The organism is Pigmentiphaga humi (assembly GCF_900606115.1).
GTDB classification, from domain to species: Bacteria; Pseudomonadota; Gammaproteobacteria; order Burkholderiales; family Burkholderiaceae_B; genus Pigmentiphaga; species Pigmentiphaga humi.
The window spans coordinates 215,490-237,382 of record NZ_UWPJ01000005.1 but is presented as its reverse complement, the minus strand read 5'-3'; the positions used below and the strand labels follow the sequence as shown (position 1 = coordinate 237,382).

The following is a 21,893-nucleotide window of genomic DNA, read 5'->3' as shown; positions in this document are numbered from 1 at the left end:
TCCTGACGAGCTAAGCATAACCATCTCCTAGGCCATGCGCGTCGGCAGCGGGCAGTCGTCCGCGTGCCGCGCCATGGAGCGGGCCAGTTCCCACAGCAGCGCCGATTTCGTCGCGGCGCTGCCCGGGTCGTCCCAGAGGTTGACGGTTTCGTGCGGATCGGCGCGCAGGTCGTAGAGTTCGCCCCATGTTTCGAAGGCGTGCACCGACAGGCGCCAGTCCTGGGTGACGACGGTGCGGACTTTGGGCAGGCCGGAACCGGGCATGGGGCGGTGGCCTTCTTCCTCGACCAGCGCGGCGCAACGGGATGCGGGCGCATCCGGCGCGCCGGGGGCGAGGTCGTGGCCCTGTACGCCATGCGGCGCCGCCAGCCCGGCGCGCGCCAGGATGGTCGGGGCGATGTCGATGGCACTGGCCAGGTCCGGACGGCGCTGCGCCCGGGGCGCCTGGGGGTCGGCCCAGATGAACGGCATGCGCACCAGGCTCTGGTAGTGCAGCGGCCCCTTGAACAGCAGCCCGTGGTCGCCCATGAAGTCGCCGTGGTCGCTCAGGAACAGCACGACGGTGTCGCCGGCCAGGTCCAGCGCGTCGAGCCTGGCCAGCACCGTGCCGATCACGTCGTCGATGCAGGAGATCGAGCCGTAGTTCAGCGCGATGGCGGCGCGCGCTTCCTGCGGGGTCACGGCGATCATCCGGCTGCCGCCCGCGGGACGGCGGCCCTGGGCGAGTTCCTCGTGCAGCGCGCGCTTGAGCGGCACGTCGTCCGCGCGCGCCGGGCCGCACGACGGCGGCAGCGCGACGTCTTCCGGCCGGTACATGTCCCAGTACCCGCCGGGCGGCGTGAACGGGTGGTGCGGATCGGGAAACGAGCATTGCAGGAAGAAAGGCGCCGCGCGGTCCGCGGCATGCTGCTCCAGCCATGCGCAGGTGCGTTCGCCGATGAAGGCGCTCGGATAGAGCCGCTCCGGCAGCGCCGTGCGCCATGCCTGCGGCGCGGCCGAGCCGCCGGGCAGCGCGTGGGCGGAGCCTCGCAAGGCATCCGCGCCCGGGTGCTCGCGTTCCAGCCAGCGCTGATAGTCGCCGCCGACCTCGTCGCCGTGCTCCAGGCACAGCTCGACGTGGTCGAAGCCGTAGTAGGGCGTGCGCACGGCGTGGCCGGGATCGCGCCAGCGCGCGATGGATTCCTGCTCGTAGGCCGGGTCGTCGCGTCCGTTCCGGCGCGCCTGGTCAGGCGCCCGGTCCAGGCCGTTGCGCCAGGCGGGCGCGTTGTCCGTCATGTTCTGCAGGTGGCTCTTGCCGATCAGCGCGGTGCGCCAGCCCGCATCGCGCAGCACGTCCACGAAGGTCCGGCTGTCCAGCGGCAGGGGCACGCCGTTCATGCGGGCGCCGGCGGCGATCGGCATGCGTCCGGTCATGATGGCCGACCGGTTCGGCATGCACGCCGGGGAGGCGACGTAGCACCGGTCGAAGACCGTGCCGCGCGCCGCCAGGCCGTCGATATGGGGCGTGCGTACGTGCGCGTTGCCATAGCAGCCGAGGTGGTCGGCGCGCTGCTGGTCGGTCATGAAGACGAGGAAGTTCGGACGTGTCATGCGGGCGTCAATTGGCTTGCAGGTCGATGGCGGCGGCCAGCTGCCGGTAGCGGCGGATGTCTTCTTCGGCCATGGCCGCCAGTGCCGCCGGCGCGCCGGCTTCGGCCACCATGCCCTGGGCCGCGATGCGTTCGCGCACCTTGGGATCGCCGAGCGCCTGCCGGACCTGCTGGTTGAGCCGGTCGACGATGCGGGCCGGCAGTTTGGCCGGCCCGTACAGGCCGAACCAGGTCCGCGTCGCGAACCCGGGCACGGATTCGCCCACGGTAGGCGTGCCGGGCAGCATGCGCGAGCGGGCCGATTGCGGCACCGCCACCGCCGCCAGTTTGCCGCTCTGGATATGGGGCAGGGCGGGAGACAGTCCCACCAGCATGAAATCGATCTGGCCGCCCAGCAGATCCTGCATCGCGGCCGGTCCGCCCTTGTACGGCACGTGCGCGAGCCGGATGCCGGCCGCCTGCATCAGTTGTTCCATGAACAGGTGATTGGGCGAACCCACACCCGCCGATCCGTACGTCGCCTTGCCGTCCTGCGCGCGCGCATGGGCAATGAATTGCGCGTAGTTCCGCACGCCGAGCGCGGGGTTGGCGGCCAGGACGAATTCGTTGAAGCCCAGCAGCGATACCGGCGAGAAATCCTGCAGCGGGCGGTAGGGCAGCTGCTTGTACACGATGGTGTTGATCGCCATGTTGCCGTCGTGGGCGATCGCCAGCATGTAGCCGTCGGGTTGGGCCTTGGCGAGCGTTTCCATCGCGATCAGCCCGCCGGCGCCGGGTTTGTTCTCGACCACGACCCGCTGGCCCAGCCCGGCCGATAGCGGCTCGGCCAGGATGCGGGCAAACACGTCAGGGGCGCTGCCGGGCACCGAAGGCACCAGCAGCTTGATGGGCTGCTGCGGATAGTCGTCGGCGGAGGCGGCGCCGGCCCAGAGCGCGGCGCACGCGGCGAGCAAGGCCGCGGCGCGGCGGTGGAAGGGAGCGGATCTGGCGAGCATGGTGCGGACGTCTCCGAGTGATGTTCTGGTCTACTGGTCTGAATAGTAGACCAGTTGGGCAAATCCGGGAAGATAGGGGTTAACCAGAGGCCGTGGCAGAGGAGACGTTTCGTTGCATCGGCAACGTTTCGTGCCCATGGGCGGAACCTAGAATGGTTGCATCGCGCATCCGGCACGCGCTCGCGGAGAATGACAATGACTGCACCCGCCCAGGAGTCCACCCCGCTCAAGCGGGTAATGGGTCCCAAGCTGCTCCTGCTGTTCATCATCGGCGACATCCTGGGCACCGGCATCTATGCCCTCACCGGCCAGGTCGCCAAGGAAGTGGGCGGGGCCGCGTGGGCGCCGTTCCTCGCCGCGTTCATCGTGGCCATGATGACGGCGCTGTCGTATCTCGAACTGGTCACCAAGTACCCGCGCGCCGCCGGAGCCGCGCTCTACGTGCACAAGGCGTTTAACGTGCACTTCTTCACCTTCATCGTCTGCTTCACCGTGATGTGCTCGGGCCTGACCTCGGCATCGACCGCATCCCAGGCCTTTGCCGCCAATCTGTTCGCCGCCCTGGGCGTCGATGCCGGACCGGGGTGGGTGATGCTGGGCGCGGTGGGCTTCATGGCGCTGGTGATGCTGGTCAACTTGCGCGGCGTCTCCGAGAGCGTGAAGGCAAATGTGGTGCTGACGCTGGTCGAGCTGAGCGGCCTGGTGATGGTGATCGTGCTCGGCTTCTACGCGGTCGGCCAGGGGCAGGCGGATTTTTCGCGGGTCGTGGCCTTCGACACGCCCGAAGACAAGAGCGTCTTCCTCGCCATTACTTCGGCGACCGCGCTGGCCTTCTTCGCCATGGTGGGGTTCGAGGATTCGGTCAACATGGCCGAGGAAACCCACCAGCCGCACCGCATCTTCCCCAAGGTGCTGCTGGGCGGCCTGGGCCTGACGGCGGTGATCTACGTGCTGGTGTCGATCTGCGCGGTCGCGCTCATCCCGGTGGGCGAACTGGCGTCCAGCGCGACGCCGCTGGTGCTGGTGGTCGAGCGCGCGGCGCCGGGGCTGCCCATGGAGACCATCATGCCCATCATCTCGATGTTCGCGGTGGCCAACTCGGCGCTGATCAACATGATGATGGCGAGCCGGCTGCTCTACGGCATGTCGCGCCAGGGCGTGCTGCCGGGCTTCCTGGCCAGGGTCCATGCCCGCACCCAGACGCCGTGGGTCGCCATTCTGTTCACCACTGCGCTCGCCGTCGGGCTGATCGTGCTGGTAACGGCGGGCACCGATTCCGAAGCCATCCGCGCCCTGGGCGGCACGACGGCGCTGTTGCTGCTGGGCGTGTTCACCTGCGTCAATGTCGCCGTGCTGGTGCTGCGGCGCGACCGGGTTGCGCACCCGCACTTCCGCACCAACGGCATCGTTGCCGCGCTGGGGGCGGTGACCTGCCTGTTCCTGGTGACGCCGCTCACGGGGCGCGACCCCATCCAGTACGAAGTCGCGGGCTGGCTGCTCGCGCTGGGCGTGGTGATGTGGGGCGTGACGCTGCTTGCCGGCGGGCGCGGCATGGCGCGGATGGATCCGGAAGAATTGGAGTGACGGCCTGCCCGATAGCTGCTATTTGCAGGCTTGCTCCAGGTAATCGATCAAGGTCCGCGCCAGTGTCTCGCGGCCGCACCAGGCGTCCATATCGATGAACTCGGCATCCTGTTGGACGAGGCCCGGATCGAGCAGCGTGCCCTGGCGCAACAGCTCGGCGACGTTGCGCCCGACCTGCAGCGGATGGATGGCGTCGTTGCCGGGGATGACGCCGGCCGGCATGTCCAGGCGCTTCAGATCGTCGGCATCGACGCCCAGCGCCGGCATGTGGGCGCCGGCTTCCAGCGAGGCGCGCCAGCGTTCCATGGTCTGGATGAAGCGCTGCGTGGGCAGGCGCATCAGGGTGTCCCGGTTGCGGGCATCCGCGGCGATCATGCCGGCGAAGTGGGGATCGGCGCAGACCGCCGCCATGCCGCCCGCGCGGGCCAGCTCGATGTAGGAGCCGTAGTATTTGCGCGCCAGCAGGTTTGCCGCGAAGGCGCCCCCCGTCACCCGCATCAGCAGCAGCGCGCGGACGGTTTCCGGGTGCTTGAGCGCCAGCAATAGCGACATGCGGCAGCCGGATGAAAAGCCGCCCACGATTGCGCGATCGATCCCGAGGCCGCGCAGCAGTTCGTACAGGTCGTCGGCCCATACGGCGAACTCCGAATCGTCGTCGGCGAACGAGACCGGCGAAAGGCCGCAATTGCGGCGGTCGTGCAGCAGCACCCGGTAGCCGGCCCGGGCGAGCGATTGCGCGAGCGGCAGCAGTTCGCCCGACCCCCGGCGGCCGCCCGGCGACAAGGCGATCCATGCGCCCGAGCTTCCCACCACGTCGTAATGCAATTCGGCCCCGCGGATCACGGTCTTGGTCATTCCGTTTTCCTCCCTGGCAGGAATCCTAGCAGTTGTGCGAGCGCCCGGGCCGACAGGCGCGGGCATGTGCTACCTTCCCCGCTCCCGCTGCTGGTTTTTTTTCGATGAACATACGCACGCAAAGCCTGGGTTTCGTCGTCGGCGCGCTCAATCGCCGCATCGTCTGGCACCTGGCGCAGCTGACCGCTCCCCATGGCGTCATGCCGGGCCAGTTTCCCGTGCTGCGCTGCCTGCGCGACGTGAAGGTGTCGACGCAGATGGAGCTGGCGCGGATGGTGGGGGTCGAGCAGCCCTCCATGGCGGCGACGCTCGTGCGAATGGAGAAGAACGGCCTGATCGAGCGGATCTCGGACGAGAACGATGGCCGCCGCCGCCTGGTGTCCCTGACGGACCATGGGCGCGCCATGCTCGCGCTGATGACGGACGCGGCGGTGGAGGTCTACCGCGAGGCGTGCCTGGGCCTGACCGACGAGGAAGTGGCCGAGTTCCTGCGCATAGGCGTGAAGATGATGGCGAACCTCGACGAGGAATGAAGGGGCGCCGGCCGCCGGCAACAGGATGCCATGCGGACGGCCGGCAGGAATGCCGTCCGTCCGCCCCGGCGTTCTATTGCAGCTTGATCCCCGCTTCTTTGATCACGCGCTTCCACTTCTCGGCTTCGCTGCGCAGGAAGTCCTGCAGTTCCGCCGGTGTGCTGCTGATCACTTCGAGCCCCTGCGTCTGGGCGCGTGCGCGCAGCTCGGGCAGGGCCAGCGCGGTCTTGATCTCGGCGCTGAGTTTGTCGACGACGGGGCCGGGCGTGCCTTTCGGTGCCATGATGGCCACCCAGGTGTCGGCCGAGAAGCCCGGCAGGCCGGCTTCGGCCACGGTGGGGACGTCGGGCAGTGCGGGAGAGCGCCCGGTGCCGGTGGTGGCGAGCGCCTTGAGCTTGCCCGAAGCCACCAGCGGTATGGAGGCGGTCAGGTCCATGAAGCCGATGGGCACGCGCCCGCCGATGATGTCCTGGAGCGCTTCCGGCGTTCCTTTGTAGGGGACGTTGCGCATGTCGAGCCCGGCCGACTGGCGGAACAATTCGGCGGCCAGGTGGTGGCTGGTGCCCACGCCGTTGGTGGCATAGGCGAGCGCGCCCGGCTTGGCCTTGGCCTGTTCGATCAGCTGCTTGATGCTGCCTATGCCGGCATTGGGGTCGGCCACGATGGCGACGGGCGCGCGGGCCACCATCGAGACGCCGATGAAGTCCTTGGCGGGGTCGTAGTCCAGGGTGTAGAGATTCGGATTGATGACCAGCGCGCCGGTCACGCCCACCAGAAGGTTGTAGCCGTCGGCAGGCGCCTTGGCGATATGGCGCGTCGCGACGTTGCCCGCGGCGCCCGGGCGGTTCTCGATCAGGAAGGGTTGCTGCAGCTGGGCCTGCAGGCGCTCCGCCATGGCGCGCGTGATCGTGTCGGCGGATCCGCCCGGCGGGAAGGGCAGGGCCAGCTTGACGGGTTTGTCGGGAAAGTTCGCCGCTGCATCCGCGGCCAGGGGGCTGGCGGCGGGCAGCGCGAGGCCGGCCAGCGACAGCGCAAGCGGCGCGAAGCCGCGCAAGAGCAGGTATGCCATGGTGTCTCCTCCTTGTGGTGAGCGGCCGCTCATCGGTGTGCCCTCCTGTCGCTTGGCGACATCCTCTACGGGGGAGGGCGCACGCCCCGCGGGCGGCCGTGCGGGCGTGTTCAAGCGGCGTCTTTGAAGTGGGGAATGATTTCCTGAGCGATGGCCTGCATGTTGGCGCGGACCATGCCGTCCGGCATCGTGCCGAACTGGGTCTTGGTGAGCGTGGTGCCGAACCCGGCCAGTTCCTCGTATTCGGCCAGCTTTTCGCGCACGGTGGACGGGCTGCCGATGATGACCAGCCCCGACTTGACCAGATCCTCGACCGACTGCGGCTTGGCGCCGACCGCCCGGGTCGCCTTGATGCGCTTCATGGCCTCGATGTTGGTATAGCCGGGCGGCAGCAGCATCTCCATGGGCATTTTCAGCAGGCGGGTCATCAGCGCTTCCAGGTGCGGCCTGGCCTCCGCCATGGCGCGCTCGTCGGTCTCGGCCACGTAGATGCAATTGGACCAGGCGAGCTGGTCGCGCCCGGCCTCGTAGCCGGCCTTGCGCGCTTCTTCGCGGTACATGTCGAAGAACTTCTTGACCGTGGCAATGGGGCTGAGCGTCTGGCAATAGGTGTAGCGCAGGCCCGCCGCCCAGCGGATGGTGCTGCTGGACCCCTGCGAGGGAACCCAGATCGGCGGGCGCGGCTGCTGGTAGGGGCGGGGCCAGGGGTTCACGTACTGGAATTGATAGTGCTTGCCCATGTAGGAGAACGGTCCGGGCTCGGTCCAGGCGCGCACGATCAGGTCGTGCGCCTCGGCGAAGCGGGCCTGCGATTCGGCCGGGTTGATGCCCATGGCGTGATACTCGGCGCCTATGCCCCGCACGAAGCCGGCGATGAAGCGGCCGCGCGTGAGGTTGTCCAGCATCGCGAATTCCTCGGCCACCGTGAGCGGGTTGTTCACCAGCGGCAGGGCGCGGCCCAGCACGGCGATCTTCGCGCGCTTGACGCTGCGCGCCAGCGCGCCGGCCAGTACGCCGGGGATGGGCATCAGCCCATAGGCGGTCTGGTGGTGCTCGTTCAGGCAGACGCCGTCGAAGCCGAGCTGGTCGGCATACTCCATCTGGTCCAGGTACTCGTGGTAGAGCTCGGCGCCCAATGCCGGATCGTAGTGCGCGTTCGAGAAAGTGACCCACGCCGAGCCGTTCTTCTGGATCGCGTCCAGGTCCGCATGGCGATAGGGCATCAAGTGGAAATTGAAGAACTTCATGCGAGGCTCCCGGACGAGGCGGTCAATCGATTCAGCGCGGCGACGGTATCGACCGTGCGTTCGACGTGCGGCGCGTGTCCGCAATCGGACAGTTCGGCCAGCGTCGCGCGCGCGATGCGGTCGCGCCACGAGCGTCCGTATTCCACGGGCAGGATGCGGTCGTTCGCGCCCCATACGACCAGGGTGGGGACGGCGATGCGGTGCAGCCATTTGGCCAGGTCCGGATCGTGGCCGCGCGGCTGCCAGGTGAGCCTGGCGGTGATCTCCTTGTCGCGCACGGCTTGATCGAGCTGTTCCTCGGTCGGCGTGCGCGCCAGGATGGCATCGGCCAGCGCCGTGTCGTGATAGGTGTCGCGCACCAGGTCGTCGTCGGTGCGCAGAAAGACGTCCACGCCCGGCGCGCCGGGAACGTGTATGCCCTGCGCGCCGATCAGTGTGAGCGTAGCCAGGGCGTGGCTGTTGCGCACCGCCAGCTCGGCAGCGATCCAGCCGCCCAGGTCGTAGCCGACCAGATGCACGTCCGAGAGCTGCTGCTGCGCCAGGTAGTCGAGATAGAAATTGGCGAGATCGCGGATGTTGTCCAGCCAGGCCGGCACGGCGCTGCCGCCGTAGCCGGGGTGCTCCGGCGCGTGGCAGTCGTAGTGGCCGGCCAGCGCGCGCAGCGCGGGTTCGGATTCGGCCAGGCCGCCCGGGCCGTGCAGGAACAGCAGCGGCCGGCCGCTGCCGCCGCGCGCGACGCGCAGCGCGGTATCGCGGATGCGCAGCGTGGATGTTTCGAGTGCGGTCATGAGGGTTTCCTCGATGGAAAAACGGACGTGTCGTATCAGGCCGCGGCGCGGATGGCATCGGGGCGGCAGGGCGCCTGGCCGCGCATGCGATGGGCGAAGCCGGCCACTTCCAGCGCCAGGGTGCGCAGCTGCTCGTCGGTGCGCGGATCGATGCAGCTGCCGTCCGGAGCGAAGGCGGGATCCGTGCCGCCTATGCAGACACCGAGCGGGGTGGGCCAGCCGCGCAGGGCATGGACGATGTCGCGCAGCGCGCCCAGGGTGGCGACCGCGGCCTGCCAGCCGGCGGCATTGGCGATGCAGCCGACGGCGCGGCCGCTCAGGTAGGGCCGGGCGTCGGTGCGCAAGTCCTCGGCGTAGTCCAGGGCGTTCTTGACCAGGCCGGACAGGCTGCCGTGGTAGCCCGGGGAAGCGATGATCACGCCGTCGGCGCGGCGCAGTTCGTCCACCAGGCGCAGCGCCGCGGGCGTGCGGGCGGAGTCGTGGGGCGCGTACATGGGCAGGACCAGGTCGTCGCCGGCCAGCATGGCGACTTGCGCGCCCGTGGCCGCCGCCGCGTCCAGCGCATGGCGCAGCGCGCGTTCGGTGGACGAATCGGGGCGGGTCGTGCCCCCCAAGGCCACGATGCGGGGAACGTGAAGCGGCATGGCTGTCTCCTGGTAATACATAGCTAGCTATGTATTACGCGCGCCGCACGGAAGAAAGTCAAGCGCCGGCGGACGGTGGTAACCCGTAACATTCCTCCACCCGGGTTGTGCGAGGATGGGGCCTGGAAACCGGCATGCCGAGGAGACGACACGGGTGGATGCGCTGAGTCCTTATTTATGGATCGCCGTGATTGCGATCGTTCTGGCCCTGCCTGGGTTCGGCATGGCTTTCGGGTCCGGCGGCTACGCCGGGCCGGCCTGGCACCCGCGCCGGCTGCGGCCGCTGCGGCGCCTGCTGGGGCTGGCGCTGCTTGCCCTGAGCCTGGTTGCCGCGCTGCTGGCCTTCACGGTGCATCGCTATCTGCAATTGTTCGAAGACCGGCAAGTCGCCACGATCGAATTCGCGCAGGAAGGGCCGCAGCGCTTTCGCGCCAGTGTGATGCTGCCGCCGGGACCCGCGGGCGCGCCGCAGGGCGAGCGCCGGTTCACGCTGCTGGGCGATGCATGGCAGATCGACGCGCGCGTATTGCGCTGGCGGCTGCCCGCGGCGCTGGCCGGGGTGCCGTCGCTGTACAGGCTGGACCGCATAGGCGGGCGCTACGACGACGTCGAGCGCGAACGCACCGCGCCGCGCAGCGTCTACGCGCTCGACGGCGACGGCCGCCTGCCCGACCTGTGGATGCTGAAGCGCGAATTCTCGCGCTGGCTGCCCTACGTCGACGCCGAGTACGGCAGCGCCACTTTCATGCCCATGTTCGACGGGGCGCGCTATCTGGTGCTGTTCAACGATCGCGGCGGCCTGCTGGCCAAGCCGGCGGACGCGGCCACGGCGGCGCGGCTGCGGCAGGGCTGAGCGCGCGCCGCTCTACGCCGGCAGCGGCAGCTTGCTCGAGAACTTCACTTCCCTGAGCGACAGGCTGGTGCGCACCGTGGCCACGTTGGGCAGGGTGCGCAACACCTTGTCGATGAAATCCCGCACCGAATCCAGATCTTCGGCCACCACCATCATCACGAAGTCGGCCTCGCCCGTAACGCGGTGGCAGGTCAGCACTTGGTCGTTCGCCTCGACTAGCTTTTCCAGCGCCTCGAAGGCCTCGGCCGTGTGCGGCGAGAAATTCAGGCTGATGAAGGCCAGCTCGCCCAGGCCCAGTTTGCGCCGGTCGAGCATGGCCTGGTAGCCCTGGATGTAGCCTTCGGACTCGAGTTTGCGCAGCCGGTGCCAGCAGGGGGTCTCGCTCAACGCGACGCGCTGGGCCAGCTTGGCGTTGGACAGCCGGCCGTCGTCCTGCAGATGGCGCATCAGCTGCAGGTCGGTCTGGTCCAGGGATTCGGTTGGAGCATTCTTTTTCATCGATTCATCGTAGAAAAAGAATCTTCTCCTGTAAAGCCAATAACTGGGGGTAATGCTTGGGTGTCTTCATCCCCGGCCGGCTCGGTGGCGGCCTTGCCGATGCGGTTGCGGCCTTGTCGCTTGGCCAGCGCCAGGAGCCGGTCGACGTGGGCATAGGCCTGTTCGAAGGGTACGTCGCGGCCGAAACTGCCTGCGCCGAAGCTGGCCGTGCAGCGCAGCCCCGGCGCGATGGAAGAGAAGTCCTGCTCGGCCATGGCCGCCTGCAGCCGCGCGGCGGCCTGCTCGGTTTCTTCCAGCGCCGCCCCGGGCAGGACCAGCATGAATTCCTCGCCGCCGATCCTGCCGGCGGCGTCCGCCTTCCGCAGATGCAGCGCCAGGACGCCCGCCATGGCCCGCAGCACCGCGTCGCCCACGGGATGGCCGTAGCGGTCGTTGATCTGCTTGAAGTGGTCCGCGTCGAGGATGACGAGCCCGTAGCGATCGGCCTTCGCCAGGCTCTTCTCCAGGAAACGGATCAGGCTGTTGCGGTTGCGCAGGCCGGTCAGCGGATCGCGTTCGGAAACCCGGCTGAAGTGCGCAATGGTGCGGAACGCCGTCAGCAGCAGGAGCAGCACCGCGGCGCCCACGCTGAAAAGGTAGAAGCTGAGCTGGGTCAGCACCCAGTACATGCCGCCGTCGTAGCCGTAGTGCGTGGTCCTGGCGTCCAGGGTCAGCAGGATACGGGGCATGAGGCTGAGGGTGCCCAGCAGCACGAACCAGAACAGCAGCCGCTCCAGCGCCGAGCCCCGGCCGAGGTGCCGGATCCGCCAAAGGGCGAGCAGGAACAGCAGGGTGACCGCGGTGTACAGCGTGCCTATCCTCAGGCCGGACCAAGCCGGATCCCGCAGGCTCCAGATGCGCACGGCCAGCATGGCGGCCAGGATCGCCGCCGAGGGCCAGGACGGCATCGGTTTGCGCTCGAGTTGCGTGATGCCACTGGCGAACATGTAGGTCGCGCCGCTGTAGAGCAAGCCCGTCGCGGTAATGTTGACCGCCAGATCGGCGGGCCAGAGCGTGATCTGCAGGGTCAGTCCGGCCGCATAGCAGACGAAGGCCCCGGCGAAATACAGCAGTTGCGCGGGCCGTCCCATGAAGTGCCACCCGCCGGTCAGCAGCGCTGCGATCAGGAACGCCACGAGCGGATGGGCCAGTGCGAGAAGCGTATCGGCGGTGGACATGGGGAAGGGCGGGTGCGCGGGATTCCACTTTGGTCGGGGTGTGATTCTGAGTGTAGCCTTGAGGGAGTATCCCGGCTTGCGCCGGCAATCGGCGTTCCTGTCCACGAGCCAGCAGCGTTCTCAACGGAGGCATAAATGCTGCAGACGCACTCACGTCGCCAAGGCGACCAAGCTTCCGATGCGGCAATCTCCCACGACTCCCCGTACCACATGGTGCGCGGCCTGGAGCGTGGGTTGTTCGTTCTGCAAACGCTCAATCGGCTGGGAGAAGCCTCTTCGCAGCAGATCGCAGCCCAGGTCGGCCTTCCCCGTCCCACCGTGCACCGGTTGCTCGAGACCCTGCGTTTCCTGGGGTATGTCGACCGCGCCAAACTCCGGGACCTTTACCGGCTTACTTCCCTCGTCAACCAGTTGTCTGTCGGCTATCGCCGGGTCGACAAAGTGGTCGAGGCAGCCACGCCCGTGCTGAAGTCGCTGTCCGCGGAACTGGTATGGCCGGTCAATGTCGCCACCTATGAAGACGGGGCCATGGTACTCAGGGCAAACACCCATCGGGACAGCCCTCTTTCGTTGGTAGCCGCGCTGCCGGGTACGCGCGTACCCATGCTGAGTACCGCCGTCGGCCGCACGTACCTCGCATTCTGCGGCCAGGAGGAACGCCGCTGGATACTCGAGTTGCTTGAAGCAGACATTGCGGTTCGCTATCCGGCGGCAGCGGATCTGTCCTTGGTTTTTGCCCAGGTCCAGGATGCAGGCTATGCAGTTCAGGAGGCTGGCGGTTGCAAGCGCTCCGCTGCGCTGGCCGTGCCCATCATGACGCATGGGCAGGTCGCAGGATGCCTGAACATCATGTGGATACGCGCGGCGATCCGGCCCGAGGCGGCTACGGCCATGTTCCTGCAGCGGCTGCAGGCCGCGGCGGCCGAGATCGAGCGCAATCTCCTCCGCCTGCTCGGCTAGAAGCCCTCTGGCTGACGGGGTCCGCCGTGCCCCGCCGCCCGCGACGTTCAGTCTCTGAACAAGGGCGCCGTGCCTCTTTGTCCCCCCGTTCTTGGCTGATACGCTGGACCGACCATGTTCCCAGCGGCGCGGTTCGCGCGCCATTCATACGAGATGAGGAGACGGCGATGAGTGCATCATGGAGTCGGAAATTCGCATCAGGATCGGTTGCCGCTGTCCTGATTTTCTCGTGTACGTCCGTCTCGGCCGCCGACGCGGCCGACTCCTATCCCTCGCGGTCGATTCGCCTCTTGACCGCGAATTCGCCAGGTGGCTCCGCGGATCAGCTCCTCCGGAGCATCTCGGAAGTTCTCTCGAAAGAACTGGGTCGCTCCGCCGTGGTCGAGAACAAACCAGGCGCGGAAGGCCTGCTGGCGGGGGAGGCCTGTGCCCGGGCACAAGCGGACGGACATACGCTGTGCATGCTGGACCTCTTCAATTGGGCTCTGCTGCCCAGGATGCGGGCGGACCTTCCCTACCGGCCAAGCGATCTCGAGCCCGTCATGCTGCTCGCCTACATCCCCGCGGGCTTCTGGTCCCATCCCAGGCTCGCCGTGGACAACATGAAGGAACTGATCGCCCGTGCCCGAAGCCGGCCGGAAGAGGTCACGTTGGGAAGTTGGGGCAAGATGAGCACGCCCTACCTGTATGGGGAATTCTTCCGCCATACCGCCGGCGCGACATTCAACGTCATCTCGTACAAGTCGGTCACGCAGGCCTGGCAGGCCGTCGTGGCGGGAGAAGTGCAGAGCACGACGTACTCGATACTGGCCGGATTGCCCTACATGAAGAGCGGGAAGGTCAAGCTGCTTGCCATCAACACCGCGCAGCGTCTGCCGTCGCTGCCCGATATTCCCACTTTCGCCGAAGAGGGCATGCCCAGCGTGACGCAATGGCTGGCTCTGTTCGCGCCCCCCGGCACCCCGTCCGCCATCGTCGAGAAAATCAATGCGGCCCTGGCGCGGGGAGCCTATGCCGACCCGGCCGTCGCCGGCCGCATTTTCGCCCAGTTCAGCGTCTCCGATGTGGCGGGAGGTCCGTCCGCCGGTTTTCGGGCGTTCCTGAGCGATCAGCAGTCGCAGTTCGACAAGCTGCTGGAGGCGGCCAGGATCAAGCCGGAGTAGTCCTGCCTGCCGGTTCGTCCCCGAATCATTCCTTCTAGAAATATGCAAATGGAGATACAGATGAACAGCACCGATGATTCTTCGCTCACGCATCTCGACTACTGTCTGACCGGTCCGGGTACGGTCGGCGGCCGGTACATGCGGCGTTTCTGGCAACCCGTCTGCAGAAGCGAGGACTTGCCCGGAGAGCGGGCCCTGCCGATTCGGATACTTGGCGAATCGTTCACCTTGTATCGGGGGGAAGGCGGTACGCCCTATGTGGTCGGGCAACGCTGCCCGCACAGGGGGACGCAATTATCGGTAGGATGGGTCGAAGGAGAAACGATTCGCTGCCGCTATCATGGCTGGCGGTTCGACCATTCGGGGCAATGTGTCGAGATCCCCGCCAATTCCGCGGCTTTTGCCGCCAGCATGCGGATCCCGGGCTATCCGACGGTAGAGCGTCTGGGACTTGTCTTCGCTTATTTCGGCGAAGGCGACCCGCCCGATTTCCCCTATCCCGACTTCGTCGGCCATGGCATGGTTGAAACCCGCGTCCAGGAACTGGGGTGCAATTTCTTTCAGAGCTACGAGAACGACTGGGATCTCTATCATGCGGCCTGGACCCATCGTACCGGCGGGCTGCACATACCCGTCGATCCCGCGCGCATCACGTTCGAAGAAACCGCCTATGGCGTGGTCATGCGAAGCGTGCGCGAGACCGGGCTGTCTTCCACGTCCGTGTTGCTCCTGCCCGCCGCGATACGTCTGCCGGTGCCTACGCACAATGCGCTTGCGTACAGGAAAGCCGGTCCGGCATGGCGCGATACCTATCTTTTCCACGTGCCGACGGATGACGAAAACCACCTGGTATTCGTCACGCAAGAGGTGCGCATCAGCGACGACGAACTGCCGACATATCGCCGGCACTATGCCGACTACCTGGCCGAGCGCACAGCCATGCCTGTCAAGGAGTACGGGGAGCGCATCGTTTCTGGCGAGCTCTACCTGGCCGACGCGCTGAATCATCCCAATCTCGTCACCCTGGAAGACTACATTGCCCAGGTAGGGCAGGGCAGGATCGTCGATCGCTCGCAAGATCACTTGTCGCGCACCGACAAAGGGGTGATGCTGCTGCGGCAACTATGGCTGAGAGAGTTGCGCGCGCTCAAGGAAGGGAAACCCGTGAAGAATTGGGAACCCATGGGTGAAAGGCCCGACGCGGAAGCGGTCGAGGCGGTGTTGAGGCATGAGGGAACGGGGGTGCGCAAACCCATTGGGGTGTGAGCCGCACGGCAGGCCGGCGGCGCCCGGCACGACCGGAGCTTTGAGCGGCATGGATCCGTCCTCCGCCATGGAAGCCCCTCCTTGCGAAGGGTTTTCTTTTCAATATTCCATGGATTCAGAAAGAATCAACCATTGATCGTAGGTCGGGAGTCAAAAAAAGCAAGGTTATTTCCCGCTACCTGGAAGATACTATCGGTCGAATCCGTATCAGCATCACCACACTCAGGAGCGGCTCATGGGGCGGCAAGACGACAACAAATCCAAAGTGGCGATCATCGGCTCGGGCAATATCGGCACCGACCTGATGATCAAGATCATGCGCTATGGCAAGCACCTGCAAATGGGCGCCATGGTCGGCATCGACCCGAAATCGGACGGCCTGGCGCGCGCCGAGCGCCTGGGCGTGCCCATCACCGCGGGCGGCATCGACGGCCTGCTGGCCATGCCCAACTTCGACGAGATCCGCATCGCCTTCGACGCGACCTCGGCCGGCGCCCACAAGCGCCACAATGAACTGCTGCAGGCCAAGGGCGTGCAGGTCATCGACCTGACCCCCGCCGCCATCGGCCCCTACGTGATCCCGGCGATCAACATCGACGAGCACCTGGATTCGCCCAACATCAACATGGTCACCTGCGGCGGCCAGGCCACCATTCCCATGGTCAACGCCGTGTCGCGCGTGGCCAAGGTGCACTACGGCGAAATCATCGCGTCGATCTCCAGCAAGTCGGCCGGCCCCGGCACGCGCGCCAACATCGACGAATTCACCGAGACCACCTCCAAGGCCATCGAGGTGATCGGCGGCGCCGCGCGCGGCAAGGCCATCATCATCCTGAACCCGGCCGAGCCGCCGCTGATCATGCGCGACACCGTGTTCACGCTGTCGGAAATGGCCGACACCAAGGCCATCGAGCAAAGCATCGCCGACATGGTCGCCAAGGTGCAGAGCTACGTGCCGGGCTACCGCCTGAAGCAGCGCGTGCAGTTCGACGAGATCCCCGCGTCCGCGCCGCTGAACGTGCCGGGCCTGGGCAAGCTGTCCGGCCTGAAGACCTCGGTTTTCCTGGAAGTCGAGGGCGCCGCCCACTACCTGCCCGCCTACGCCGGCAACCTGGACATCATGACTTCCGCCGCGCTGGCGTGCGCCGAGCGCTTCGCGCAGACCCACCTGGTGGAAGCCGCCTGAGGACCGAATCATGAGCAACAAGAAACTCTACATCTCCGACGTCACGCTGCGCGACGGCAGCCACGCCATCCGCCACCAGTACAGCCTGGACAACGTGCGCCAGATCGCCAAGGCGCTCGACGACGCCAAGGTCGACAGCATCGAGGTCGCGCACGGCGACGGCCTGTCGGGCTCCAGCTTCAACTACGGCTTCGGCGCCCACACCGACCTGGAATGGATCTCGGCCGTGGCCGAAACCGTCACGCACGCCAAGGTCGCAACCCTGCTGCTGCCGGGCGTGGGCACCGTGCACGACCTGCGCAGCGCTTATGACGCCGGCGCCCGCATCGTGCGCGTGGCCACGCATTGCACCGAGGCCGACGTTTCCAAGCAGCACATCGAATACGCCCGCGAACTCGGCATGGACACCGTGGGCTTCCTGATGATGAGCCATATGAACACGCCCCAGAAGCTGGCCGAACAGGCCAAGCTGATGGAAAGCTACGGCGCCACCTGCATCTACGTGGTGGACTCGGGCGGCGCGCTCAACATGAACGACGTGCGCGACCGTTTCCGCGCGTTCAAGGACGTTCTCAAGCCCGAGACGAACACCGGCATCCACGCCCACCACAACCTGAGCCTGGGCGTGGCCAACTCCATCGTCGCCGTCGAAGAAGGCTGCGACCGCATCGACGCCAGCCTGGCCGGCATGGGCGCGGGCGCGGGCAACGCGCCGCTGGAAGTGTTCATCGCCGCCGCCGAGCGCCTGGGCTGGAACCACGGCTGCGACCTCTACACCCTGATGGACGCCGCCGACGACATCGTCCGTCCGCTGCAGGACCGCCCCGTGCGCGTCGACCGCGAGACGCTGGCGCTGGGCTACGCCGGCGTGTACTCCAGCTTCCTGCGCCACGCCGAAGCGGCCGCCTCCAAATACGACCTCAAGACCGTCGACATCCTGGTCGAACTGGGCCGCCGCAAGATGGTGGGCGGCCAGGAAGACATGATCGTCGACGTGGCGCTGGACTTGAAGAAGTAATCCGATTTCGCAGTAAGCACGTGGCGCCGCAAGGCGCATTTGCAGGCCCGGAGCATATTCATGCTTCGGGCTTTTTTTCGTACGCGCCGCACGGCATGCCAGAATCGATACGCGAGGCACGCGCCGGCCTGCTTCGCCAGCTTATCCAGCAATCGGTCCGATTGCTTGCGGATTTTTGTTCGAACACCTAAAATGAGATTAATTCTCATTTGATCTTTCCCCTTTTCGCCCTGATGCCCGCCCCGGATCTACCGCTTGCCGATGATTTGACCGGCCTGTACGCCGAGCACAGCACTTGGCTTCAGGGCTGGCTGCGCAGGCGCATCGGCGACACATTTACGGCGGCTGATGTGGCGCAGGACACTTTTCTAAGCCTGCTGGACCGTAAAACCGCGACCGGGGAGATCCGCGAGCCGCGACCGTTCCTGGCGACGGTCGCCAATCGGCTGCTTGCGCACCGGCATCGTCGGCAACTGCTCGAAACCGCCTATTTCGAGGCCATCGCGAGCCTGCCTGAAGAAGTGGCCCCTTCGCCAGAGACGCGACTTATCGCGGTCCAGAGCCTTCAGGAGATCGACCGCGTGCTTGATGGATTGCCTCCCAAGGTGCGGGAAGCTTTTCTGTTGGCACACTTGGCCGAACTGAGCTACGCCGATATCGCCAAGCGGCTGGGGGTCTCGGCCAGCTCGGTCAAGCAGTATCTCGCCAGGGCCAACCGCGAATGCCTGTTCGCAATGACGCTCTGACGCCGTGGCCACCCATAGCGACACGTTGACGCTGCCCAGCGGTCGGGTGATCAGCCGGGCCACTGCGGATGCTGCTGCAGATTGGCTCACCCTGCTGATGTCCGGTGAGGCTGATGAGGAGCAGCAAATACAGTGGAGTCAGTGGCGCCTGGCGCATGCCGACCATGAAGCTGCCTGGCAGCACGTCGAGTCCGTCACGGGTCGAATGAAATCCTTGGGGCCGAGTCCAGCGTACAGGGCTCTGTCATCCTATGGTGCGAGCGGCCGGCCGTCCTCCGTTGCTCGTCGACGGACTACGCAGGCACTCGTGTGGGGCGGTCTGGCCATCGGCGCCGGGCTTCTCGCTTCACGCACCGGTCCCTGGCAAGCCAATATGGCCGACTTCCGGAGCGCTACAGGCGAGCAGCGCAGCTTTGCATTGGAGGACGGCACGCAGCTCATGCTCAACACGGGCAGCGCGGTGAATCTTCGATTCGATGCCAGTGAGCGTCGCATCCTGCTGGTGGCGGGCGAAATCATGGTTGCTACTCGTCATGGGCCGGGTTCGTCCGCTGATTCCCGGCCGCTGCTGGTGCAGACTGCCGAAGGCACCATCCGCTCGCTGGGCACCCGTTTCACCGTACGCCAGCGCCCCGAACGCACCAGTGTGGCGGTTCTGGAGAGCGCCGTTGAGATCTCTTCCCAGGGGGCGCCAGGCAGCACGCGTGTGCTGCACGCTGGCGAGCAGACGCAGTTCAGCCGCGAGACGGTCGAGGCACCCGGCTCGACCGATGAACAGACGGACGCGTGGACGCGGGGCCAGCTCTTGGCTGACGAGCAACGCCTCGACGACTTCCTGGCCGAGTTGGATCGCTACCGGCCGGGCATGCTGCGCGTCGATCCGCGGATCGCGGGTCTGCGCCTGTCAGGCGTCTTCCCGTTGGCGGACACCGATCGCATCCTGGCCACACTGCCCAGCGTGCTGCCGGTACGCGTGCAGTGGCGTACCCGATACTGGGCGACGGTTGTACCTGCGGATCGGGGCCGCTGAAATTTTTTTGCGCATTGACTGCCCGATTGGCGTTCTCGCGGCACCTACCTCATGAGGGACCGGAATTTCCGGGGGTCCGATCAAGAGGAACGACATGTCGAATTTGCAACGCGGCCGCCATTGGGGGGGAGCGCATCCATCCCCTGTCGCGCTCGCCGTCCTGGCTCTGGCCCTGAGCTTTACGGCCGGCGCACCGTCTCTCGCGAGGGCGCAGGGCGCTGCGCAAGCGTCCGGTACGGCCGTCACCGACTTCCGCATACCCGCCGGGCCATTGGCCCCGGCGCTGCGCCAGCTGGCAAGCACGGCCAACATCATGTTGAGCTTCACGGCTGAGCAGAGCGAAGGCAAGCGCACGACCGGCGTGAACGGTCGTTATCCGGTCGCCGGCGCCTTGGGCTTGTTGCTGGCCGGGACCGGCCTTCGGGCCGTGCAATTGGACAACGGCGCATTCGTGCTGCGCGCCGACAGCACTCCCGCCGCCCCGCCGCCGGCTTCGGCTGCCGAAGCGCCCGCGGCCGGCACGCTGCCATTGATCACTGTGACCGGCACGGCTGCCGCCGACAGTACCACCGAGGGCACGCACTCGTACACCACGGGCAGCATGAGCACGGCCACCCGGCTCAACCTGTCGATGCGCGATACGCCGCAGGCCGTCACCGTCATCACCCGCGAGCGAATCCAGGACCAAGGCCTGGCGACGGTCAACGACGTGGTGCAGACCGCTCCCGGCCTGACCTTCCGGCGGTTCGGGCCGGAGCGCGCATCCTTCTATTCGCGCGGCATGTACGTAGACAACATCATGTACGACGGCCTGCCGGTGAGCCTGGACAGCTCCAACCTGTCGCAAGACCTGCTGGCCACCGACATGGCCATCTACGACCGCGTGGAGATTGTGCGTGGCGCCACCGGCCTGGCGCAGGGCGCGGGCAATCCGTCGGCCGCCATCAACCTGGTGCGCAAGCGACCGACCAAGGTTCCGCAAATTTCCGCCGGCGTGAGCGCCGGCAGTTGGGACCGCTATAGGGCAGAGCTGGACGCCTCCGGTCCGCTGTCGGAGGACGGCAGTCTGCGCGGTCGCACGGTGATTGCCACTCAGGACTACGGAAGCTACAAGCGCGGCGAAAGCAGCAACGGCCAGACGCTCTACGGGATTCTGGAAAAGGATCTGGATGCCTCCACCACGGTCACGCTCAGCGCGCTGCACCAGGAGAACCGGCTGCACGGCAACGGCTTCACCGGCCTTCCTGTGGCGAGCGACGGCAGCGATCTGAGACTGCCCCGGTCCACGTCCTACGCCAATGACTGGGAGCATTGGAACAAGACCACCGACTCCGCCTTCGTGGGGCTGGACCACCGGTTCGACAACGGTTGGCGCATGCACCTCTCGGCCTATTACGCGCAGGCCGATGTCGACATGCAGGGCCACTACATCAGTCACAGCGTCACCAACGGCAGCTACAGCCAGCTGGGTGCGCGCAACGCCCACCGGGAAAAGCAGAGCAGCGTAAATCTGTATGCCAACGGCCCCTTCGAACTGTTGGGCCGCAAGCACGAACTCGTACTGGGCGCCAGCTACCGCAACATCGATTTCGACGGCAACAGCCGCCAAGGCTTGGTACTCAACAGCAGCCTCGACCCGTACAACTTCGATCCCGGCGCCGTAGCCGACCCGAACATCCCTTTGCGCGACTGGATGGACGCGAAGATCACCCAGCAAAGCGTGTACGCCACGACGCGCCTGAATCTGGCCGACCGGCTGAAGCTGATACTGGGCGGGCGGGTGGACTGGTTCGACTACAACGACACCGTCAACACGTACCCGAACTTCGCCTCCAATACACCTTCCGTCAGCGCTCATAACCGCTACAGCGTCAACAATCATCTGACGAAGTACGCCGGGCTGGTCTACGACCTGAACGATCAGCATGCCATCTACGCGAGCTATACCGACATCTTCAAGCCCCAGAACTATCGGGATGCCAGCAACAAGCTGCTGGATCCGGTGGTGGGCCGCAACTACGAAATCGGCATCAAGGGCGAATACTTCGACGGCGCGCTGAATGCCTCGGCGGCCGTGTTCCGCATGGACCAGAAAAACCGCGCCTACCGCAGCGCCGACCAGACCCAGTGCGCCGACTACCCGACCGTCACCTGCTATTCGGCTGCCGGCGAGGTTCGAAGCCAGGGCATGGAGTTTGAGGTGCAGGGCGCCATCACGCCCAACTGGCAGGTGGGTGCCGGCTACACGGTGGCCATCGCGCGCTACCGCAAGGATGCGACCGCCAGCAACGTAGGCGCGCTCTTCGACACCGACACGCCACGGCACCTGTTCAAGCTGTCTACCATGTACCGGCTGTCCGGTGACCTGCAGGGCTGGCGCATCGGTGGCTCGGTCTATCGCCAGGGCTTCATCTACAACAAGGGCACCACGAGCGGCGTCCCCTTCAACATTACTCAAAGCGCTTACGTCGTGGTCGACCTGGTGGTGGGCTGGCAGGCCACACCAAAGCTGGACCTGCGGCTCAACATCAACAACGTATTCGACAAGAAGTACTACAACGCGCTGTCCGGCAGCGCGAGTTTCCCCAGCAACGTCTATGGCGAGCCGCGCAACGTGATGCTGTCGGCGCGCTACCGGTTTTGAAGCGCGGC

General features: G+C 66.4%; 20 protein-coding genes and 1 pseudogene. 12 read left to right on the top strand and 9 right to left on the bottom strand.

The window, feature by feature from the left end; genetic code table 11:
- Nucleotides 1–27: 27 nt before the first annotated feature.
- The gene (locus PIGHUM_RS01440; RefSeq protein ID WP_124077464.1) at nt 28–1,590 is read right to left on the bottom strand and encodes a sulfatase family protein; all 1,563 of its coding nucleotides are present in this window, start codon (nt 1,588–1,590) and stop codon (nt 28–30) included.
- Between the two features lie 7 nt (nt 1,591–1,597).
- Nucleotides 1,598–2,584, bottom strand: coding sequence for a Bug family tripartite tricarboxylate transporter substrate binding protein (locus PIGHUM_RS01435; protein ID WP_124077463.1), 987 nt, complete (start codon nt 2,582–2,584; stop codon nt 1,598–1,600).
- Nucleotides 2,585–2,779: 195 nt separating this feature from the next.
- On the opposite strand from PIGHUM_RS01435, the gene PIGHUM_RS01430 reads away from it, so the two are divergent.
- Nucleotides 2,780–4,168, top strand: coding sequence for an APC family permease (locus tag PIGHUM_RS01430; RefSeq protein ID WP_187697735.1), 1,389 nt, complete (start codon nt 2,780–2,782; stop codon nt 4,166–4,168).
- A gap of 18 nt (nt 4,169–4,186) precedes the next feature.
- On the opposite strand, the gene PIGHUM_RS01425 is transcribed toward PIGHUM_RS01430, so the two are convergent.
- A complete protein-coding gene (locus PIGHUM_RS01425; RefSeq protein ID WP_160142096.1) occupies nt 4,187–5,023 on the bottom strand; it encodes an alpha/beta fold hydrolase in 837 nt (278 codons plus the stop codon).
- A gap of 104 nt (nt 5,024–5,127) precedes the next feature.
- On the opposite strand from PIGHUM_RS01425, the gene PIGHUM_RS01420 reads away from it, so the two are divergent.
- Nucleotides 5,128–5,556 (top strand): MarR family winged helix-turn-helix transcriptional regulator, encoded by a 429-nt coding sequence (locus PIGHUM_RS01420; RefSeq protein ID WP_124077460.1) that lies wholly within the window; start codon nt 5,128–5,130, stop codon nt 5,554–5,556.
- Nucleotides 5,557–5,629: 73 nt separating this feature from the next.
- On the opposite strand, the gene PIGHUM_RS01415 is transcribed toward PIGHUM_RS01420, so the two are convergent.
- From PIGHUM_RS01415 to PIGHUM_RS01400, 4 genes are all read right to left on the bottom strand, one after another.
- The gene (locus tag PIGHUM_RS01415) at nt 5,630–6,625 is read right to left on the bottom strand and encodes a tripartite tricarboxylate transporter substrate binding protein (protein ID WP_160142095.1); all 996 of its coding nucleotides are present in this window, start codon (nt 6,623–6,625) and stop codon (nt 5,630–5,632) included.
- 110 nt (nt 6,626–6,735) lie between these two features.
- Nucleotides 6,736–7,872, bottom strand: coding sequence for an LLM class flavin-dependent oxidoreductase (locus PIGHUM_RS01410; protein WP_124077458.1), 1,137 nt, complete (start codon nt 7,870–7,872; stop codon nt 6,736–6,738).
- Entirely contained in the window at nt 7,869–8,660 is a 792-nt protein-coding gene (locus tag PIGHUM_RS01405) for an alpha/beta fold hydrolase (protein ID WP_124077457.1), read from the bottom strand. Before PIGHUM_RS01405 ends, PIGHUM_RS01410 begins: the two co-directional genes overlap by 4 nt.
- Nucleotides 8,661–8,695: 35 nt before the next feature.
- Nucleotides 8,696–9,304 carry an NADPH-dependent FMN reductase gene (locus PIGHUM_RS01400; protein ID WP_124077456.1) on the bottom strand — a complete coding sequence of 203 codons (609 nt, stop codon included), beginning with the start codon at nt 9,302–9,304 and terminating at the stop codon, nt 8,696–8,698.
- A gap of 187 nt (nt 9,305–9,491) precedes the next feature.
- Here PIGHUM_RS01400 and PIGHUM_RS01395 point away from each other — a divergent pair, with 187 nt between their 5' ends.
- Nucleotides 9,492–10,157: a hypothetical protein gene (locus PIGHUM_RS01395; protein WP_246012855.1), complete on the top strand. Its 666-nt coding sequence runs from the start codon at nt 9,492–9,494 to the stop codon at nt 10,155–10,157.
- A 12-nt stretch (nt 10,158–10,169) separates the two neighbouring features.
- Here PIGHUM_RS01395 and PIGHUM_RS01390 read toward each other — a convergent pair whose 3' ends face one another.
- Both PIGHUM_RS01390 and PIGHUM_RS01385 read right to left on the bottom strand, forming a co-directional pair.
- A complete protein-coding gene (locus PIGHUM_RS01390) occupies nt 10,170–10,655 on the bottom strand; it encodes an Lrp/AsnC family transcriptional regulator (protein WP_124077455.1) in 486 nt (161 codons plus the stop codon).
- Entirely contained in the window at nt 10,652–11,872 is a 1,221-nt protein-coding gene (locus PIGHUM_RS01385) for a GGDEF domain-containing protein (protein WP_124077454.1), read from the bottom strand. The genes PIGHUM_RS01390 and PIGHUM_RS01385 overlap by 4 nt, the downstream gene beginning before the upstream one ends.
- A 135-nt stretch (nt 11,873–12,007) precedes the next feature.
- On the opposite strand from PIGHUM_RS01385, the gene PIGHUM_RS01380 reads away from it, so the two are divergent.
- The 9 genes and pseudogenes from PIGHUM_RS01380 (at nt 12,008) to PIGHUM_RS01345 (ending at nt 21,885) form a co-directional block, all read left to right on the top strand.
- Complete coding sequence (locus tag PIGHUM_RS01380) at nt 12,008–12,832, top strand: helix-turn-helix domain-containing protein (RefSeq protein ID WP_124077453.1); 825 nt, start codon at nt 12,008–12,010, stop codon at nt 12,830–12,832.
- A gap of 167 nt (nt 12,833–12,999) precedes the next feature.
- On the top strand, nt 13,000–13,995 hold the full coding sequence (locus PIGHUM_RS01375; RefSeq protein WP_281279038.1) for a Bug family tripartite tricarboxylate transporter substrate binding protein: 996 nt from the start codon (nt 13,000–13,002) through the stop codon (nt 13,993–13,995).
- Between the two features lie 60 nt (nt 13,996–14,055).
- Entirely contained in the window at nt 14,056–15,261 is a 1,206-nt protein-coding gene (locus PIGHUM_RS01370; RefSeq protein ID WP_160142093.1) for a Rieske 2Fe-2S domain-containing protein, read from the top strand.
- Nucleotides 15,262–15,496: 235 nt separating this feature from the next.
- Entirely contained in the window at nt 15,497–16,447 is a 951-nt protein-coding gene (locus PIGHUM_RS01365; RefSeq protein ID WP_124077450.1) for an acetaldehyde dehydrogenase (acetylating), read from the top strand.
- A gap of 10 nt (nt 16,448–16,457) precedes the next feature.
- Nucleotides 16,458–17,465 (top strand): 4-hydroxy-2-oxovalerate aldolase, encoded by a 1,008-nt coding sequence (gene dmpG / locus PIGHUM_RS01360; RefSeq protein ID WP_124077449.1) that lies wholly within the window; start codon nt 16,458–16,460, stop codon nt 17,463–17,465.
- Nucleotides 17,466–17,698: 233 nt separating this feature from the next.
- A complete protein-coding gene (locus tag PIGHUM_RS01355) occupies nt 17,699–18,211 on the top strand; it encodes a sigma-70 family RNA polymerase sigma factor (RefSeq protein ID WP_187697738.1) in 513 nt (170 codons plus the stop codon).
- A 4-nt stretch (nt 18,212–18,215) separates the two neighbouring features.
- A pseudogene (locus tag PIGHUM_RS24310) lies at nt 18,216–18,392 on the top strand (FecR/PupR family sigma factor regulator); the annotation flags it as partial.
- A gap of 192 nt (nt 18,393–18,584) precedes the next feature.
- A complete protein-coding gene (locus PIGHUM_RS24110) occupies nt 18,585–19,241 on the top strand; it encodes a FecR domain-containing protein (RefSeq protein WP_246012879.1) in 657 nt (218 codons plus the stop codon).
- 94 nt (nt 19,242–19,335) lie between these two features.
- Complete coding sequence (locus tag PIGHUM_RS01345; protein ID WP_124077447.1) at nt 19,336–21,885, top strand: TonB-dependent siderophore receptor; 2,550 nt, start codon at nt 19,336–19,338, stop codon at nt 21,883–21,885.
- Nucleotides 21,886–21,893 lie beyond the last annotated feature (8 nt).